The organism is Aquibacillus albus, assembly GCF_016908325.1.
GTDB lineage: Bacteria > Bacillota > Bacilli > Bacillales > Amphibacillaceae > Aquibacillus_A > Aquibacillus_A albus.
In genome coordinates this window covers 104,093-122,264 of sequence record NZ_JAFBDR010000005.1, presented here as the reverse complement: position 1 = coordinate 122,264, position 18,172 = coordinate 104,093, and the positions used below count along the sequence as shown (strand labels likewise).

General features: G+C 36.3%; 16 protein-coding genes. 14 read left to right on the top strand and 2 right to left on the bottom strand.

Annotated elements, in window-relative coordinates:
• The first annotated feature begins 82 nt into the window (after positions 1-82).
• From JOC48_RS06355 to JOC48_RS06345, 3 genes are all read left to right on the top strand, one after another.
• On the top strand, positions 83-1,414 hold the full coding sequence (locus JOC48_RS06355; RefSeq protein ID WP_204498239.1) for a sugar ABC transporter permease: 1,332 nt from the start codon (positions 83-85) through the stop codon (positions 1,412-1,414).
• A gap of 4 nt (positions 1,415-1,418) precedes the next feature.
• Positions 1,419-2,264 (top strand): sugar ABC transporter permease, encoded by an 846-nt coding sequence (locus JOC48_RS06350; RefSeq protein WP_204498238.1) that lies wholly within the window; start codon positions 1,419-1,421, stop codon positions 2,262-2,264.
• A gap of 217 nt (positions 2,265-2,481) precedes the next feature.
• Positions 2,482-3,510: a LacI family DNA-binding transcriptional regulator gene (locus JOC48_RS06345; protein WP_204498237.1), complete on the top strand. Its 1,029-nt coding sequence runs from the start codon at positions 2,482-2,484 to the stop codon at positions 3,508-3,510.
• Positions 3,511-3,677: 167 nt separating this feature from the next.
• Here the strand turns inward: JOC48_RS06345 and JOC48_RS06340 are convergent, their stop codons facing one another.
• A complete protein-coding gene (locus JOC48_RS06340) occupies positions 3,678-5,432 on the bottom strand; it encodes an alpha-glycosidase (protein WP_204498236.1) in 1,755 nt (584 codons plus the stop codon).
• 288 nt (positions 5,433-5,720) lie between these two features.
• On the opposite strand from JOC48_RS06340, the gene JOC48_RS06335 reads away from it, so the two are divergent.
• From JOC48_RS06335 to JOC48_RS06300, 8 genes are all read left to right on the top strand, one after another.
• Positions 5,721-6,341 carry an alpha-amylase family glycosyl hydrolase gene (locus JOC48_RS06335; RefSeq protein WP_476693104.1) on the top strand — a complete coding sequence of 207 codons (621 nt, stop codon included), beginning with the start codon at positions 5,721-5,723 and terminating at the stop codon, positions 6,339-6,341.
• Between the two features lie 24 nt (positions 6,342-6,365).
• Positions 6,366-8,033 (top strand): glycoside hydrolase family 13 protein, encoded by a 1,668-nt coding sequence (locus tag JOC48_RS06330; RefSeq protein ID WP_204498234.1) that lies wholly within the window; start codon positions 6,366-6,368, stop codon positions 8,031-8,033.
• Positions 8,034-8,511: 478 nt separating this feature from the next.
• Positions 8,512-9,816, top strand: a complete 1,305-nt coding sequence (locus tag JOC48_RS06325) for an ABC transporter substrate-binding protein (protein WP_204498233.1) — start codon at positions 8,512-8,514, stop codon at positions 9,814-9,816.
• Between the two features lie 134 nt (positions 9,817-9,950).
• Positions 9,951-10,811: a carbohydrate ABC transporter permease gene (locus JOC48_RS06320; protein ID WP_204498221.1), complete on the top strand. Its 861-nt coding sequence runs from the start codon at positions 9,951-9,953 to the stop codon at positions 10,809-10,811.
• Complete coding sequence (locus JOC48_RS06315) at positions 10,811-11,629, top strand: carbohydrate ABC transporter permease (protein ID WP_204498232.1); 819 nt, start codon at positions 10,811-10,813, stop codon at positions 11,627-11,629. The genes JOC48_RS06320 and JOC48_RS06315 overlap by 1 nt, the downstream gene beginning before the upstream one ends.
• 106 nt (positions 11,630-11,735) lie before the next feature.
• Positions 11,736-12,779: a LacI family DNA-binding transcriptional regulator gene (locus tag JOC48_RS06310; protein ID WP_204498231.1), complete on the top strand. Its 1,044-nt coding sequence runs from the start codon at positions 11,736-11,738 to the stop codon at positions 12,777-12,779.
• A 77-nt stretch (positions 12,780-12,856) separates the two neighbouring features.
• Positions 12,857-13,579, top strand: coding sequence for a ThuA domain-containing protein (locus tag JOC48_RS06305; protein ID WP_204498230.1), 723 nt, complete (start codon positions 12,857-12,859; stop codon positions 13,577-13,579).
• Between the two features lie 224 nt (positions 13,580-13,803).
• Positions 13,804-14,478 (top strand): YesL family protein, encoded by a 675-nt coding sequence (locus JOC48_RS06300; protein ID WP_204498229.1) that lies wholly within the window; start codon positions 13,804-13,806, stop codon positions 14,476-14,478.
• Positions 14,479-14,543: 65 nt separating this feature from the next.
• Here JOC48_RS06300 and JOC48_RS06295 read toward each other — a convergent pair whose 3' ends face one another.
• Entirely contained in the window at positions 14,544-15,311 is a 768-nt protein-coding gene (locus JOC48_RS06295) for an AraC family transcriptional regulator (protein ID WP_204498228.1), read from the bottom strand.
• A 227-nt stretch (positions 15,312-15,538) separates the two neighbouring features.
• Here JOC48_RS06295 and JOC48_RS06290 point away from each other — a divergent pair, with 227 nt between their 5' ends.
• From JOC48_RS06290 to JOC48_RS06280, 3 genes are read left to right on the top strand one after another with little or no spacing between them, the layout of a single operon-like run.
• Positions 15,539-16,288, top strand: coding sequence for a sugar phosphate isomerase/epimerase family protein (locus tag JOC48_RS06290; protein WP_204498227.1), 750 nt, complete (start codon positions 15,539-15,541; stop codon positions 16,286-16,288).
• A gap of 12 nt (positions 16,289-16,300) precedes the next feature.
• Complete coding sequence (locus JOC48_RS06285; RefSeq protein ID WP_204498226.1) at positions 16,301-17,020, top strand: ThuA domain-containing protein; 720 nt, start codon at positions 16,301-16,303, stop codon at positions 17,018-17,020.
• A gap of 21 nt (positions 17,021-17,041) precedes the next feature.
• Positions 17,042-18,067 (top strand): Gfo/Idh/MocA family protein, encoded by a 1,026-nt coding sequence (locus tag JOC48_RS06280; RefSeq protein WP_204498225.1) that lies wholly within the window; start codon positions 17,042-17,044, stop codon positions 18,065-18,067.
• The last annotated feature ends 105 nt before the right edge of the window (positions 18,068-18,172 follow it).

Below are 18,172 nucleotides of genomic sequence, written 5' to 3'. Positions count from 1 at the left end.
TGAGACTTCTAAAGCTACCTTACTGACCAATTTGCATGAAGTAATGAAATCATTGTTATTCTAGTTGAAGGGAGAATCCTTTATGTCAACAAAGAGTGAGTCTCAACTGACACACGAAGGGAAAAGCTACAGAAAAATAGCGGCTTGGTTATCTGTTCTTTTTATGGGGCTTGGACAAATTTATAATAAACAATATATAAAAGGTGCTCTTTGGGCGTTGTTTGAATTGTTGGTATTAATCTTTTTTACTAATACAATTGCTAGAGGTTTATGGGGATTGTTTACCTTAGGTGAAACTCCGCAAGTTAGAGAAAGAGGAAGAGTAGTTGACCCTGGAGATCATTCTATCTTATTGATGGCAGAGGGTCTTTTGGTGCTTCTTGCGCTTATAGCTATCTTGGCTATCTATTATGTAAGTGTAAAGGATGCCTATATGGTAGGGAAGTTGCGTGAGCAAGGGCAGAAAGTTATGAACTTTAAAGAGAGTTTGCGATATGTATGGGATAATGGTTTTCCATATATATTGATAACCCCTACTGCGGTATGTATGATTCTTTTGACTGTTTTTCCGCTTTTATACACTGCATTGATTGCTTTTACAAATTATTCATCCCCGAACTATTTACCGCCAAGGGCATTAGTTGATTGGGTTGGGTTTGAGCAGTTTGCTCGTTTATTTACGATGGAATCTTGGAGAGGTACATTTCTTGGTGTATTCTCTTGGACAATTGCTTGGGCTATATTATCTACTTTGCTAGTAGTGTTTGCGGGTCTATTTGTTGCGGTAGTATTATCACAAAAAGTAGTGAAATATAGAAAGTTTTGGAGAAATATTTATATTATACCTTGGGCTGTACCGGGTTTTGTAAGTATTTTGATCTTTAGAAATATGTATAACGGTCAATTTGGAGTTATTAATAAGATGTTAGAATCGGTAGGCTTACCTGCGATTGGCTGGCTGTCGGATCCAATGTGGGCAAAAGTCGCTGTGTTGCTAACGAATCTTTGGTTAGGTTTTCCTTTTTGGATGGCGTTGTTTACGGCTGTATTAACGACCATAAGTAAAGAATTGTATGAAGCAGCAGAAGTTGATGGAGCATCGGTTGTTCAACAGTTCCGTAAAATTACCTTCCCGATTGTTATGGTTGCTGCTATACCGTTGATGGTTTTCACCTTTGCCTTTAACTTTAACCAATTAACATTTATTTACTTGATGACAGAAGGTGGACCTGTAAACGCAGATTACAATTACGCTGGTCATACAGATATTTTATTATCATGGATTTTTAAAATGACGTTAGATAGTGGGCAGTATGCTATATCATCAGCTGTTGCTTTAGTAGTCTTCCTGATCATTGCTGGGTTTGCGTATTTCAACTTAAGAAATACCAAAGCCTTGAAAGGGGATGTGTGATCATATGTTTAGTCCAAAAGTGAATAAAATAATTAACTTGATTATTGTATATAGTATATTGGTTCTTTTAGTTCTCATTTGTTTGTTTCCTGTTTATTTTGTATTTATTGGATCAGTAAACCCTGGTGAATCTTTACATTCATCAAAAATCTTTCCAAACCCTGCTGATTGGAATTGGGGCCATTACAAGTCTTTGTTTATAGAACATGATTACCTAAATTGGTATAAAAACACTTTGTTTATCGCAACAGCCAATATGGTTATTTCAACTGCATTCGGTGTGTTATCAGGCTATGCTTTTTCAAAATTTAAGTTTAAAGGGAAAAGGCAAGGGTTAATGGCAATTATTATTTTACAAATGTTTCCAACAATTATGGGGATGATTGCGATTTATACGTTATTAGGAGCTTTCGGGCTTTTAGACACACATCTCGGTTATATTTTAGTATTAGCAGCTGGAAGTGTCGCTTTTAATACGTGGATTGTCAAAGGGTTCTTTGATGGGATACCAAATAGTTTACAAGAAGCTGCCCGAATAGATGGAGCTTCTAATTCAGATATTCTTATTAAAATTATGCTTCCTTTAGCGACACCGATTATTGCGTTTATCGCTTTTAATAGTTTTATTGGTGCAAGTATGGACTTTATTATGGCGGAAGTTATTTTGCGTTCTAGTGAGAATTGGACACTTGCACAAGGCTTATTTACTTTAGTTTCTGGACAAGAGAATAATAATTTCACTGTATTCGCGGCCGGAGCTGTTCTGATTTCCATACCACTTATGGTGTTATTCTTTGTTTTTCAACGTTATATTGTTGAAGGGTTAACTGCTGGTGCAGAAAAAGGGTAATCGATGATAGGGGTCGATTTTAGATGAAAAAATTCAAGTTTATCTCTATTCTTTTATTAATAGTTGCTGCAGGTTTAATTTTATACAGCACCTTATTATTGTGGATTGCAACAACATCATAGCCTGTCACAGTATTTATGTTAAAATAATATTATTGTAGAATCTTATGTGAACAGGTAAAATAAACATGAAATGAATTTGGAGGGGGATGATACCGATGGCGGCAACCATAAAAGATGTAGCTAAACGAGCGAACGTTGCACCGTCGACGGTATCACGAGTGATTTCAAATAGTTCTAGAATTAGTGAAAGAACGAAAGAACGCGTTCGTGAAGCAATGAAAGAATTGGGATACCACCCTAATTTTAATGCAAGAAGTCTTGCAAATAGAACTACAAAAACGTTAGGGATTGTAATGCCGAATTCTGCTAAAATTTCTTTCCAGAATCCGTTTTTTCCTGAAGTTATACGAGGGATTAGTACAAAGGCCTATCAAGAAGGGTACGGCCTTTACTTGTCAACTGGACAAACGGAAGACGAAATTCTTGAAGAAGTGAAGCAAATGGTATTCGGTGGACGAGTAGATGGAATAATTTTACTCTATTCTCGAATCAATGATAAGGTGATGCCGTTTCTAATTGAGCAAGACTTTCCGTTTTCTCTGATTGGAAGGCCCTATAATATTGAAGAAGATAAAGTAACCTATGTAAATAATGATAATTTTAAAGCTGGTAAAACAGTTACAGAATATTTAATGCTGTTAGGGCATGAAAGAATCGGATTTATCGGCGGTAATTTGGATTATGTTGTTACCATAGATCATTTAAAAGGTTATAAACAAGCATTAACAAATGGGAAAATTCCCTTTAAAGAAGAGTATATTGTAAACCATGAAGAATTAATCGAAGGTGGGCAAGATGCCATTGTTGAATTGATGTCGATTAAGGAGCGCCCGACAGCATTGATTGTCGCTGATGATATCATGACATTTGGAGTATTAAGAATGCTTAATGATATGGACGTCAAAGTGCCGGATGATATTTCAATCGTTAGTTTCAATAATGTGATGATATCTGAATTATCCTCACCAACCATGACAACAGTAGACATTCATATTTTTGACTTAGGATTGGAAGCAACGAATTGTTTAATAAATAAAATTAAGAATCCCGATAGTGGAGGATCAAAAGTAATTGTTCCTCATAAGTTAGTGAAACGGGAGACCTGTAAAAAACGAGAGGGGTAAACCTCTCGTTTTTACTTTTACGTTAAGAAAGTATAAAATTTTTAGCGGAGAAGTAATTCGACGTCGTAAAAATTTTTAGGAATGAAGTATAAGAAAAAAACTTCGACACTCGTTATAGGACGAGACGAATGTCGAGTTTTTCTAATGTATATTTTGGTTGCACATTGCTATTCGATTAAAAAACATTGATAACTATAAGGGGTTAACTCAATTGTTCCTTCTTTGTCAAAGGATACGGTTTGTCCAGTGAAAAGTTCTTTGTACTTATTATTCGATAATTCACCGATGATAGCTTTAGCGTTTTTATGATGATTATGTAAAACGAAAATAAGCTTTTGTCCATCAGTCGACTTTTCATAGGCAATCACATTTTGATTGTCAGTAGTATCTATAAAACGGAAACCACCTTTATTACCGAATGCCGGTAATGTTTTACGAAAATGAATTAACTGTTGTAAAAATGAAAATAGTACACGATCTTGTTTCTCGGGTTCCCACACCATACATTCACGACAACCTGGATCTTGATCTCCGGTCATCCCAATTTCATCCCCGTAATAAATACAAGGAGTACCAATAAACGATAGTTGGAATAAGTAAAGAAGCTTAACTCGTTCTTTGTTCTCGTTCGCTAAAGTGAGAATTCTTGGTGTATCATGACTATCTAATAAGTTAAATGCTACTTCATTTACATTTGTTGGGTACATATGCAAAACATTGGTTAAGTTATTTTTGAATGTTTGTCCAGTAATTTCCTGCTTAGCAAAAAAATTCACAACATCGTTAGTAAACGGGTAATTCATGACAGCATCAAACTGGTCTCCTTGAAGCCATGGCATTGAATCATGCCAAATTTCTCCTAAAATATAGGCGTCAGGTTTTGAAGCCTTTACTACATTTCTAAAGTCTCGCCAAAATGCATGATCTACTTCATTTGCGACATCTAATCTCCATCCATCAATATCAAATTCTTCAATCCAATAACGGGCCACATCCAATAAATATTGTTTAACATCTGGGTGGGTCGTGTTTAACTTAGGCATAGATGAAACAAAACTAAACGTATCATAGTTCGGTTTTGGATCGGTAACAACTGGGAAATTCCATAGATGGAACCAATCTTTGTAAGGGGATGACTCTTGATTTTCTAGAACATCTTGAAATGGTTGGAAATAGTAACCGCTATGATTAAACACTGCATCAAGCATGACTCGAATTCCCCTTATGTGACATTTCTGAACTAATTCACGAAACGTCTCCTTATCACCGAACTGTGGATCAATTTCCATATAATCGATCGTGTCATACTTGTGATTTGAGTGAGCTTTGAAAATAGGAGTGAAATAGATGCCGTTGATTCCGAGCTCTTCTAAATAATCTAAATGGTCGATCACTCCTTGAAAATCGCCACCGAAAAAATTGGTGGGAGTTGGTGCAGCACTTCCCCATGGTAAAGTTTTCTTTGGATTTGTCGATGAATCTCCATTTGCAAATCTTTCTGGAAAAATTTGATACCAAACTGTATCTTTCACCCATACGGGGGCTTGAAATACATCATTTTCATGAAGATATGGAAAACAGTAAAAACAACCGATGTCTGTAGGGATTTTTTGATAAATTCCTCTTTCTGTATAAACGAATGTTTCTTCGCTGTTCATACAAATAAAACCATATCTCAAGCGACGGTAAGTTGGTTTAATAGAGGCAAACCAAAAATCATGTGAATCTGATGATCCAGTCTTTACCATACTTATCGTTTGATATGACCACTTTTCTTCCTTCCAATCATACGGGTCACCATAAATCAAAGATATGGAATTGACATCCTCTTTTTTCGTTTGAATTCGGATGTGAAGCGTTTTCTTGTCGTACGCATAAGTGAAATTATTTTTTGGTCGGTGATAAATTGCTTCCTTATTCATGCTTTTTCCTCCTCGGGATAACGTTTGCGCAATGGAAACGTTAAAATGTTACATAATTTGTGAACCCCATAATACTCACTATAACAAAAATCATGAAACTGTGAACCACAATCCTTAATTATTCTGAATTGGTTAGTATAATTCAATCGTTTGCATAAATTTCTGGAATAAAATAGGAGTGTTTCTATACTTGCGTTTATCTTGGTGATTAAATTATTATAAATTATTGCCTGTAAATGAAAGTCATCGTACAATAAAGAGGTCTGTTTTAAACACAAATTCTCTACAATTATTTTTGCGCAAACGTTTGTTTTACCGTATGTATATCAGGGAGAAGAAATAGGGATGACAGGTGTTCGGTTTGACTCGATAGATGAGTATAACGATATTGCTATGAGGAATAAGTACAAAGAAGAAGTGAAAAAGGGACGTGATCCGGAGCAAGTATTTGAAGAGTTGCTTTTACTTAGTCGTGATAATTCCAGAACACCAATTCAGTGGGATGATTCTGAGCAAGCGGGATTTACAACAGGAACTCCTTGGATTAAGGTGAACCCAAATTATAGAGAAATACATGTAGCAAAGGCTATGGAGGACCCGCAATCGGTATTTTATTTTTACAAAAAATTGATTGCACTACGAAAAGAGAATCCGGTTATGATTTACGGGGATTATCAGGATTTTTCAGATGGTGACGACATATTATATGTGTATACACGAACTTATCAAGGGCAACGTTGGTTGATTTTGTTGAATCACTCAGATACGAGCAGTGCTTTTACATTATCAGATCAATTAGATGATTCAGCTAAACAACTGATATTATCAAATTATCAAGATGTAACTACTTCTGCATCGATTAAGCAGGTGACGTTACGACCGCATGAGGCGAGAATCTATCAACTATAAATGGGAACTACTAGGGGGATAATCATGAAGAAAATATGGTGGAAAGAAGCAGTAGCTTATCAAATATATCCACGCAGCTTTATGGATTCAAATGGCGATGGGATAGGTGATATTCAAGGTGTAATCTCTAAGTTAGATTACTTACAAGACTTAGGAATTGATGTGATTTGGATTTGCCCGATTTTTGAATCGCCAAATGATGATAATGGATATGATATTAGTGATTACCAAGATATCATGGATGAATTTGGTACAATGGAGGATTTTGATCAATTATTAGAAGAAGTTCACCGTCGCGGTATGAAATTAATTCTTGATTTAGTGATTAATCATACGTCTGATGAACATCCTTGGTTTATTGAATCACGTTCATCAAAGGTCAATCCATACAGAGACTATTATATTTGGCATCCAGGTAAAAAGGGTAAAGAACCAAACAACTGGGAATCAATTTTTGGTGGTTCTGCTTGGGAATATGATGAAAAAACGGAAGAATATTATATGCATGTGTTTTCGAGAAAACAGCCTGATTTGAACTGGGAGAATCCAGATGTTCGTAAAGATCTATATAAAATGATTAACTGGTGGTTGGATAAAGGGATTGATGGGTTCCGAGTGGACGCTATTTCTCACATAAAAAAGGTACCTGGTTTTCCTGATCTACCGAATCCTAAGAAAAAGAAATATGTTCCATCACTTAAGGGGCATATGAATCGTCCAGGCATTCAAACCTTCCTGAAGGAGTTAAAGGAAGAAACGTTTAGTAAGTATGACATTATGACTGTTGGTGAGGCGAATGGTGTAAAAGTTGAGCAAGCAGATGAATGGGTAGGAGAAGAAAACGGGAAATTTAATATGATTTTTCAATTTGAGCATTTAGGTCTTTGGGGGAAAAGTGTCACAGGTGGATTAGATATACATTCCTTAAAGAAAACATTGACGAAATGGCAAAAGGGCCTCGATGGTATGGGGTGGAATGCTTTATTCCTCGAAAACCACGACCAGCCTCGTTCTGTTTCTACTTGGGGCAACGATGAAGAATTGCGGGAGAAATCGGCAAAATCGCTTGCAACGATGTATTTTTTAATGCAGGGAACACCTTTTATTTATCAAGGCCAAGAAATTGGGATGACCAATGTTCATTTTGATTCTATTGATGATTACAACGATGTTGCAATTAAAAATTTATATAAAAATGAACGAGAAGAAGGTAAAACCCACGATGAAGTGATGGAGATTATTTGGAAAAATGGCCGTGACAATTCAAGAACACCGATGCAGTGGAACGACTCGGAGCAAGCGGGCTTTACGACTGGAGAGCCTTGGTTAAAAGTGAACCCAAATTATAAAGAAATTAATGTCAAAAAGGAATTGCAGAATCCGAATTCGGTGTATCATTACTATAAAAAAATGATTGAGCTTAGAAAAAAAGAAGAAGTGCTTGTCTATGGTAACTATGATCTCATTTTGGAGAAACATGATAAAATCTATGCTTATACAAGAACATTAGACGAGGATAAAATGGTAGTTATTGTAAATTTGTTTCCTGAAAAAGCGACTTTTAAATTACCTGCCAGTTTAAAAAATAAATCAACGGAGCTATGTTTGGCTAACTATGCTGTAGCTTCAGATGAAGCGGTTGATAAGGTAGAATTACAGCCTTATGAAGCAAGAGTATATAAGGTGAAATAAATATGAATTTTAAGTTTAAGAGGATTCCCTATAGCGAATCCTCTTTTTTTACTTTCAAAATTCATACGTTTAGTTGGTTGAATGTATAAGTAAGGCTTATTCCGGTATAACACAGAATTAGTTGCATACGTTTTCCCTTTGTTTGCATAATTATTTATATCTTGCGTATGATAATCTTTGAGAATTTATAAAGGAGAATATTGCTAATAAGTATTGAATTAAAGGGGGTTAATTCTCATTTTTAAATACATCATAAAAAAATTTCCAAAACCACTTGCCTATACATATTTTTCGTGATACGATTCTAAACAGTTGATTGATGCAAACGATTTCATCGATTTTCTTAAATGTTTATGGCGAATTACGTCATTCTAAGCATTTTAAATGGTGGATTTGAAAGCGCTTGTTTACTGATTTATAAGTGTAACGGATTCACCGAAAACAAAAATTCTAACTTAGAAGTAAGGGGAGAAGTTAAATGAAGGGAATTAAATTTTTATCCAAAACAGCAGCTGCATTGGCGGTCTCTGGTGCTTTATTAGCCGGATGCGCAACGACAGATAATGGTGATGATGGAACGAATGCTGGTTCAGGAGACGAAGTAACAGTAGATGTTTTCCAATTTAAAGTGGAGTTTAAAGATCAATTTGAAAGTCTTGTTGAGAAGTATGAGGAAGAAAACCCGGGTGTAAACATTAATGTTAAAACTGTTGGAGGCGGAAATGATTATGCTGCTTCACTAAAGTCTGCATTTTCTTCAGGGGACGAACCGGATATTTTTAATATAGGCGGTCCTTCAGAGATTGACGATTATAGGGATAGTCTTGCAGATTTATCTGACACAAAAGCTGCAGAAGCTGCACTTGAAGGTACTTTAGCTGGAGTTACTGATGGCGATGAAATTCTTGGGTTGCCTTTTAACCAAGAAGGTTATGGTTTGCTTTATAACAAAGCTATCTTTGAAGAGGCAGGCATAAATGCTGATGAAATTACAACGTATGAAGACTTACAAAGTGCTGTTGAAACGTTAGATAGCAAAAAAGGTGAATTAGGAATTGAAGCGCCGTTTGCATTAGCAGCAAAAGAAACATGGGTTTTAGGAAATCACTTATCGAATGCGTTTTTGGCACCTGAATTCGATCAGAGCCTTCTAAATGCATACAATTCAGATACAGTTTCTTTTGAAAAAGGCGATGAGATGAAGCGTTTCCTTGATTTGCAAAATGAGTATTCTGTACAACCGACAAATAGTTTAGATTATTCACAACAAGTAGAAGAATTATTTTCTTTAGGAAAAGTAGCAATGATACAACAAGGTAACTGGGTATATAACACCGTTTATGAAATGGATCCTGAGCTAGCAGAAAATAATGTTGGAATTATTCCAATTCCGGTAGAAGGCTTTGAAGGAAAAATCCCTGTTGGTGTTCCAAATAACTGGATGGTTAATAAAAATAGTGATGAAGATGTAGTAGAAGCTTCAAAAGACTTTTTAGACTGGATGTACACTTCTGAAACTGGTAAACAAATGGTATTAGAAGAGTTTAAATTTATCCCAGCTTATGAAGGTTATGACACTTCTAAAATCGCTGATCCAATTTCTCAAGAAATTTATGAGTATGCATCTGAAGGAAATACACTTGGATGGGTGTTTATGGGTACTCCAGTTGCATGGAACGAAGAAGTAGTAGGAATTAACATGCAGAAGTATATTAGCGGTGAGATGACTTGGGATGAGCTAGAACAAGATGCTATTAACAAGTGGGAAGAGTCAAGACAATAAGTTAAATAAATTAGCTAACAAGACAGCAAGTGAACACGCTGTTTTGTTAGCTATACCTTTTAAATAAAGACTAAAGATGACTACAATTAGGGTTCAACAAAAGTTGTTAAGGTCAATTCATCGGGGGGATTGAAATGAAAAACCGGGATTTTACATTCTGGCTATTTTTAACACCGGTTATATTAGGATTAAGTTTAGTTGTCGTCATTCCATTTATTTATGGTTTGTTTTATTCCTTTACGGATTGGAATGGAATCAAGGCTACCACTTTCTTAGGCTTTGAAAATTATATCAAGTTGTTTCAAGATGAAGAGTTTCGAGCAGCCTTATGGTTTACGATAAAATTCTCGGTTGCATCTGTAATTTTGTTGAATATTCTAGGTTTAATCCTTGCTTTACTTGTAACGAGAAAACTGAAGTCTAGTAACTTTTTAAGAACGATTTTCTTTATGCCAAATTTAATTGGTGGATTGATTTTAGGTTTCATTTGGCAGTTTATTTTTGTCAGTGTGTTTGATGATATTGGAACAGCCCTAGGCATTGAAGCGTTAAGTGGCTGGTTATCCACAACAAACACCGGTTTTTGGGGGCTTGTTATTTTAACGTGTTGGCAAATGGCCGGCTATATCATGATCATTTATATTGCCTATTTACAAAATATCCCGAACGAATTAATTGAAGCTTCGCAAATCGATGGAGCGAGCAGCTGGCAGCGATTCCGAAACATTACGTTCCCGCTTGTCGCACCGGCATTTACAATTAGTATGTTTTTAACGTTATCGACATCGTTTAAAATTTATGATCAAAACTTATCCTTAACCAATGGTGGACCATATAACTCGACCCAAATGGTTGCCATGGAAATCGTAAAGACAGCGTTCAACGAAAACCAAATGGCGTTTGCCCAGGCCAAAGGGGTTATTTTCTTCCTAATTGTTGCCGTGATAGCGATTACGCAAGTGTATTACAATAAAAAACGGGAGGTCGACATGTAATGCAAAAAACGAAACGAAATTTAATCATCATTGAAATTGTAGGTGTGTTACTCGCTTTACTGTGGCTTTCACCGTTTTACTTAATGGTTGTCAACGCATTTAAAACGAAAAGAGAAATTTTTGAAGGGGTGCTTGGTCTTCCGCAAGCATTAACTTCAGACAACTTTGTCCAAGCATTCGAAGATTTAACTTTCATCCAATCGTTTTTTAATTCCGTCATCATCACTGGCATGAGTGTAGGCATTATCATTTTGTTTTCATCGATGGCAGGCTACGTCTTGGCAAGAAACAAAAGCAAACTAAGTGGCGTGATCCTATTGGTGTTTGTTTCGGCCATGCTGATTCCGTTTCAATCTGTCATGATCCCACTCGTTGCTTTATTTGGTCAGGTGGACATGTTAAATGCCGCGGGATTGATCTTTATGTATCTAGGGTTTGGCTGTAGTTTGTCGATTTTCCTATATCATGGTGCAATGACTGGTATCTCTGTCAGCTTGGATGAAGCAGCAATTATTGATGGTGCCAATCGATTTCAAACGTTCTGGTACATTATCTTTCCATTGCTAAAGCCAATCTCGGTAACGGTTGCGATTTTGAACGTGATTTGGATTTGGAACGACTACCTATTACCATCGCTTGTTTTAGGGGAAGCGAACGCGACCATTCCATTGAAAATGTTCTACTTCTTTGGTCAATATACGAAGCAATGGCATTTGGCGTTGGCAGGATTAACGATTGCGATTATTCCGGTTATAATCGGCTACTTCTTTGCACAGAAGCAAATTATTGAAGGGGTAGCAGAAGGTGCTGTGAAATAAGCTTTGAAAGTCAGCGGATTATCTAGAATTATGTGTACTGATGCGTTACAATTAGAATAGCAACTATATGAATCCGTTTGCGTTAAGGGAGTTCGAGGTGTGAATTATGGCAGTCACTATTAAAGACGTAGCAAAAAAAGCAAATGTAGCTCCATCAACCGTTTCTAGAGTTATTTCAGATAGTCCGAAAATAAGCGAAAAAACGAAGCGAAAAGTTAGAAAAGTAATGGAAGAAATGGGCTATCACATTAATTTAAATGCCCGAGTATTAGTACAGCAGTCTTCGAAAACAATTGGTATTGTTATGAAAAATTCTACAAGTGAATCTTTAAATTCATCTTTTTTACCTGAAGTGGTTCAAGGAATTAGTGCTTTATGTCGAAAACATGATTATAGCATTAGTCTAATTACTGGTGACTCCGAGGACGATATATATAAGGATGCCGTTCAAAAAGTAAGAGGTAAAAGAGTCGACGGGATGATTATTTTATATTCAAAAGAAGACGATAAAGTTGTACCGTATTTAATGGAGAGTGGAATCCCGTTTGTGGTGCTTGGAAAGCCGGTAGCGGGATTTAATAAAATCACTTTTGTCGATAACGATAATATCCATGCAGCACGAGAAGCTACAGAGTATTTAATAAATTTAGGGCACGAAAAAATTGCTTTCATCGGAGACGATTCAGAGTATGAGGTTGCAAAAGCTCGATTTGAAGGCTTTAACCAAGCCATGATTTCAAATGGTTTAGCTATTCATGAAAGCTATATAAAATTTTTCAGGTTCAATCCTGAGTATGGAAAAAAAGCTACTCGGGAACTTATAAATCTAGAAGATCGACCGACTGCGATTGTTATAACGGACGACTTAGATGCATTAATTGTATTATCGGCAATTAGAGATATGGATTTAAGGATACCAGATGACATAAGTATCATAAGCTTTAACAATTCAGTTATTTCGAGAATTGCCAGTCCACCGCTAACATCTGTCGATATTCAAATATACGAGTTAGGTTATGAGTCAGCTAGGTGTTTAATTGAAGAAATAAAAGAGCCTTCTAAAGTAAAGAAAAGTGTGATCATCCCAACTGTTATTGAGGAACGGGAATCGTGTAAACCTGTAAATCAAACGAAGTACAAACATTACTAAATTTTTTTGCAAGATAGTGCAAACGATTTCCTTTTGTTTGCATTACTATATTTAAAAAATTTAAGGGGGACATAACAATGAACGTAGTGGTATGGAATGAAAACCGTCATGAAAAAACAAATCAGGTAGTTTCTGATATTTATCCAAAAGGAATCCATGGGGCTATTAAAGATTTTTTAAACGAAGAAGACTTGCATGTGAAAACCGCAACGCTTGATGAACCGGAGCATGGTTTAACGGATGAAGTCCTGAACGAAACAGACGTACTTGTATGGTGGGGGCACAAGGCTCATGGTGAAGTTGCAGATGAAGTAGTAGAAAAGGTTCATAAGCGAGTTTTAGAAGGTATGGGCCTTGTAGTATTGCACTCTGGACATTTTTCTAAAATATTTAAAAAATTAATGGGTACTACTTGTGATTTGAAATGGCGTGAAGCAGATGATAAAGAGCGTATGTGGGTTGTTGATCCAAGTCACCCAATTACGGAAGGCCTTGGGGAATATATCGAGTTAGAAAAGGAAGAAATGTATGGAGAGCATTTTGATATTCCAACACCAGATCAATTAATTTTTATTAGTTGGTTTGAAGGTGGAGAAGTTTTCCGGAGTGGAGCGACATTTCAACGTGGCAAAGGAAGAATCTTTTATTTTCGTCCTGGCCATGAAACATACCCTACTTACTATAACAAAGAAGTCCAAACTGTTATTAAAAATGGTGTGAAGTGGGTAAATAACGCAAACACTCCTACGCATCGTTACGGTAATGCGAAGCCTTTAGAAACCATATCAGATAAAGAGTAATGTTTGAGTGGGCTTAGAAGTCACCTTGTCTGCAATGGAGACTATTACATCAAAGAAAATCGTCGTTAAGCCTTATCGTGTACGTTGTTGCAAATAATGGATAGATTCCCCCTTTAAGTAGCCTATTCTAAGTCTATACTTGAAGGGGGATTTTCCATATGATATGTTTTATTTTCATGTTAGAGAATTATAAAAAGTCACCAATGGAAAAAGGATGAACGTAAATGAATGGTGTGATGGGCGGATTTTATAAAATTAGTGAATGGATTATGCGGTTTACAGTTGTTAACTTATGTTGGGTTTTCTTTAACCTTCCCATTGTATTTTTTATTGTTAATATGTTACTTGCAAATCAGTTAGAGGATTTGATTATCCTCTCTATCCCTATTATACTGTTAGCCCCGTTTTTATTTTTCCCAGCAACAGCTGCAATGTTTGCATCTGTTCGCGATTGGGTGTTAGAAAAAGAATCTAGTTCATTGATTAAATCTTATTGGAAATACTATAAGGAAAACTATAAAAAAAGCTTACTCGGTGGACTTCTACTAACAATGATTTGGAGCATTTTAGTAATAGATTTTTACTATCTAAAGGATATAAATGTCATTTTAATGTTTGCTTTTATCGTATTAGGAATTGTGTTGTTCGTTTATACAATTAATTTCTTTTCAGTGATTGTTCACTATGATATCAAGCTGCGTGCAATTTTTAAAAATACATTTCTGTTAACAATCGGCAGTCCGATTTTATTTTTTGCAGTTTTAATAAGTGCTGGTATAATACTTTATATCAGTGTAAATGGACCTCTGTTTTTGATTCCTTTTTTCAGCGGATCACTAATAGCGTTTATTTGTTTTTCAGCATTTTATCGACTCTTTTTAAAGTTAACCCATCGTTAATGAAAATATTGAACAATGACTATTAAGAATGATGGGAAAACCTACCACGGTCTCCCATAAACACATTATTCTAATCGACGGTATTTTCCTGGTGCGACACCATACTGTTTTTTGAAAACTCTATGGAAATAGGAGTAGGTGCCGAATCCACAGTTTTCTGCAATTCGATCGAGCGTCATTGTCGTGTATTTCATCTGGTCAATCGCAGTTTTCATGCGAATTTCCTGTGCATATTCCAGCATGGTTTTACCGACATGGTTTTTAAACAAATGAACAGAGCGAGATACACTTAACTTAGCGTCTCGTGCAACTTCCTCAACTTTAAAGGTTGATGCAGTTGCATGTTCTTCGATGTAACGCATCATTCGTGTCACAACGTATGGTCGGCTGAATGATGGTGCCTTTTCGTTAATCATTTGCTCGAAAGTTAAACAAAGTGCACGTAACAAATTTTGAGAAAGCTCTTCACTTTTTTCAGAAGGTGGACGGCGGTCTTCGGCAATAAGATGCCGCCAAAGAGCTAATAATTTTTCATCAAGATCGATGCGAGCAACGGTAGGCTTAGTGTTTCGTTCCCACCATTTATCAATCCAATCCCCTTCGCAAAATAAGTGATAATCTCCACTATTTTGCCCCTCTTCGATTAGTAATTCATATTGATCTCCAGGCTTCACAAGCAGAAGATCCCCCTTTTCAATGACAATTTTTTTTCCTTTGACAACGGCTTCACACACACCTTCTGTTTGAAGGCGGAATAAATATGCATCGAGCCTGGAGGTAAACGAGGAATACCCTTGTGTATGATAAGAATACCCACAAAATCCAATCTTCATTTTTTGCACCTCTTTCAGCAAAATAGTACATGTTTTAATCATATCATTTATGTTCATTTCAGTATATATCGTTTATCATGTAATCAAATACGTGATGTAAAAAAGAAAAATAGAATTTGAATCATTTAATTTGTTACGGTTTCTACATCTATGTTTAAGAAGTGAGTGATTGCAAGCGATTCCTTACTTTTGTAGATTATTATCATTTATAGAAAAGAGGAGATAGCATGAAACAAATTCCTGTTGCAGTTCAAATGTTTACTTTGAGAGAAGAAGCGGAAAAGGATTTCGCTGGCACACTAAAAAAAGTAGCTGAAATTGGCTATGATGGTGTGGAATTTGCTGGCTTTGGAGGGTATTCAGCGCAAGAAGTAAAAGCGTTGTTAGATGATATTGGCTTACGAGCAGCTGGTAGTCATGTGCCACTTGATCAATTGAAAAATGATTTAGATCAAGTGATTCAGGATCATAAAGTCATTGGCAGTAAGTTCATTTCTGTTCCCTTTTTAATGCCAGACCAAAGAAGTGAAGCAGACTATCAAGCGTTAGTTACGTTTTTAAACGAAGCGGTGGAAAAGTGCCAACAAGAAGGAATTACGCTTTGCTACCATAATCATGATTTTGAACTTGAACGTCTATCTAATGGAAAAACGGCGCTTGAGACTATTTTTGATGAGACAAAAACAGCAACAGAATTAGATATTTATTGGCTAACAAAAGCTGGAGAAAATCCAGTTGACTGGATTAATCGTTATAAAGGAAGAACACCAATCGTCCACTTAAAAGATATGACAACAGACGAGGAACGTTTTTTTGCTGAACTAGGTACTGGTGGTGTTGATCTAGAAGCTGTTTTAAATCTTGGTGAAGAATCAGGTGTTGAGTGGTGGGTCGTTGAGCAAGACGTAAGCCGTCGTACACCATTCGAGAGTATTGAAATAAGCATCAATTATTTGAATAACAAACTTAACAGATAAAGGAGTATCACCATGAACGTAGTAGTATGGAATGAAAATAGACATGAAAAAAAGAACCCGGTAGTTTCTGAAATTTACCCAAAAGGAATTCATGGGGCAATCGCAGATTTTTTACAGGAAGACAATATCAATGTTAAAACAGCAACATTAGACGAGCCTGAACATGGCTTAACAGATGAAATATTGAGTGAAGCTGACGTCCTCGTTTGGTGGGGGCATATGGCGCATGATGAGGTTGCCGATGAAGTAGTTGAAAAGGTACATAAACGTGTACTAGAAGGAATGGGACTTGTTGTTTTACACTCTGGTCACTTCTCCAAAATTTTCAAAAAATTAATGGGTACAACATGTGATTTGAAATGGCGCGAAGCAGACGATAAAGAGCGTCTTTGGGTTGTTGATCCAAGCCATCCAATTACAGAAGGTCTTGGACAGTATATAGAATTGGAAAAAGAAGAAATGTATGGCGAGCATTTTGATATTCCAGCTCCAGATGAATTAGTTTTTGTCAGTTGGTTTGAAGGTGGCGAAGTATTTCGTAGTGGGGCTACCTATCAACGTGGTAAAGGAAGAGTCTTCTATTTCCGTCCAGGACATGAAACGTACCCAACGTATCATAACAAGGAAATTCAAACTGTCATTAAAAATGGTGTGAATTGGGTGCGTAACAGAAACACGCCAACATCTGTTTATGGCAATGCAAAACCATTAGAGGAAATCTCAAAAAAATAATAATAAAAGGAGAAATGTAGCATGGCAAAATTAAAAGTAGCAGTTATTGGATGCGGAAGTATTGCTAAGCATAGACATTTATTGGAGTATCATAACAATTCAGAGGTTGATATTGTAGCAGTTTGTGACATTGTTGAGGAGAGAGCTCAAGCAACAGCAGAACAGTATGGTGCGACTGCATACACGGATTATAATCAACTATTAAAAGCAGAGGATGTAGATGCAGTAAGTGTTTGTCTACCAAACTATTTACATGCACCAGTTAGTATTGCTGCATCAAATGCTGGATGTCATGTCTTGTGTGAAAAACCGATGGCAACTTCAAGAGAAGAAGCAGATCAAATGATAAAGGCAGCTGAAGCGGCTGGTAAAAAGTTAATGATTGCTCATAACCAACGCTTTGTTCCTTCTCATGTAAAGGCAAAAGCGATAATCGAAAGCGGAGAATTAGGCAAGATTTATAGCTTCCGTACAACTTTTGGCCATGGTGGTCCAGAGGGATGGAGTATCGATGGTGCGGATAGCTGGTTCTTTAACAAGGACAAAGCTTTTATTGGAGCGATGGGTGACCTTGGTGTTCATAAAGCGGATTTACTTCGTCACCTATTAGGAGAAGAGTTTGTCCAAGTTGCTGGGTTCATTGAAACAAGTGCAAAAGAAAATACGGAAGTCGATGATAATGCTGTTTGTATTTTAAAATCTGAAAGCGGCATAATCGGAACTTTAACTGCTAGCTGGGCGTATAACGCCAAAGAAGATAATTCTACCGTTATTTATGCGGAAAAGGGAACACTTCGTCTAGAAGATGATCCTGAGTATTCGCTAATTGCTCAATATACAAGTGGTGAAGTAGTAAAGTATGAGCTAGGAAAAATTCAATCAAACGATGAAGGCGGTCAAACCAACACTGGTGTGATTGATCACTTTGTTGATGCGATTGTTCACGACAAAAATCCGCTTATTAATGGAGAAGAAGGTAAGAAATCATTAGAAGTGATTATCAATGCTTTAGAGTCTGCACAAGGAAAAGAAACAGTAGGCCAGTAATGTATGAAATAAGAAAACTTAGGCATTCACAAATAAACTAATTGTGGGTGCTCTAGTTTTTTTACTAAATTTGAAGTCGAACAATACATTGATGAAATGTTGTAT

What these genes read in the sequence shown, in the direction of transcription:
- JOC48_RS06290 (WP_204498227.1), top strand. Translation starts at nt 15,539, where the DNA reads ATGAAACAAATTCCTGTTGCAGTTCAAATGTTTACTTTGAGAGAAGAA.
- JOC48_RS06345 (WP_204498237.1), top strand. Translation starts at nt 2,482, where the DNA reads ATGGCGGCAACCATAAAAGATGTAGCTAAACGAGCGAACGTTGCACCG.
- JOC48_RS06330 (WP_204498234.1), top strand. Translation starts at nt 6,366, where the DNA reads ATGAAGAAAATATGGTGGAAAGAAGCAGTAGCTTATCAAATATATCCA.
- JOC48_RS06295 (WP_204498228.1), bottom strand. Translation starts at nt 15,311, where the DNA reads ATGAAGATTGGATTTTGTGGGTATTCTTATCATACACAAGGGTATTCC.
- JOC48_RS06315 (WP_204498232.1), top strand. Translation starts at nt 10,811, where the DNA reads ATGCAAAAAACGAAACGAAATTTAATCATCATTGAAATTGTAGGTGTG.
- JOC48_RS06350 (WP_204498238.1), top strand. Translation starts at nt 1,419, where the DNA reads ATGTTTAGTCCAAAAGTGAATAAAATAATTAACTTGATTATTGTATAT.
- JOC48_RS06305 (WP_204498230.1), top strand. Translation starts at nt 12,857, where the DNA reads ATGAACGTAGTGGTATGGAATGAAAACCGTCATGAAAAAACAAATCAG.
- JOC48_RS06320 (WP_204498221.1), top strand. Translation starts at nt 9,951, where the DNA reads ATGAAAAACCGGGATTTTACATTCTGGCTATTTTTAACACCGGTTATA.
- JOC48_RS06300 (WP_204498229.1), top strand. Translation starts at nt 13,804, where the DNA reads ATGAATGGTGTGATGGGCGGATTTTATAAAATTAGTGAATGGATTATG.
- JOC48_RS06285 (WP_204498226.1), top strand. Translation starts at nt 16,301, where the DNA reads ATGAACGTAGTAGTATGGAATGAAAATAGACATGAAAAAAAGAACCCG.
- JOC48_RS06325 (WP_204498233.1), top strand. Translation starts at nt 8,512, where the DNA reads ATGAAGGGAATTAAATTTTTATCCAAAACAGCAGCTGCATTGGCGGTC.
- JOC48_RS06340 (WP_204498236.1), bottom strand. Translation starts at nt 5,432, where the DNA reads ATGAATAAGGAAGCAATTTATCACCGACCAAAAAATAATTTCACTTAT.
- JOC48_RS06355 (WP_204498239.1), top strand. Translation starts at nt 83, where the DNA reads ATGTCAACAAAGAGTGAGTCTCAACTGACACACGAAGGGAAAAGCTAC.
- JOC48_RS06280 (WP_204498225.1), top strand. Translation starts at nt 17,042, where the DNA reads ATGGCAAAATTAAAAGTAGCAGTTATTGGATGCGGAAGTATTGCTAAG.
- JOC48_RS06310 (WP_204498231.1), top strand. Translation starts at nt 11,736, where the DNA reads ATGGCAGTCACTATTAAAGACGTAGCAAAAAAAGCAAATGTAGCTCCA.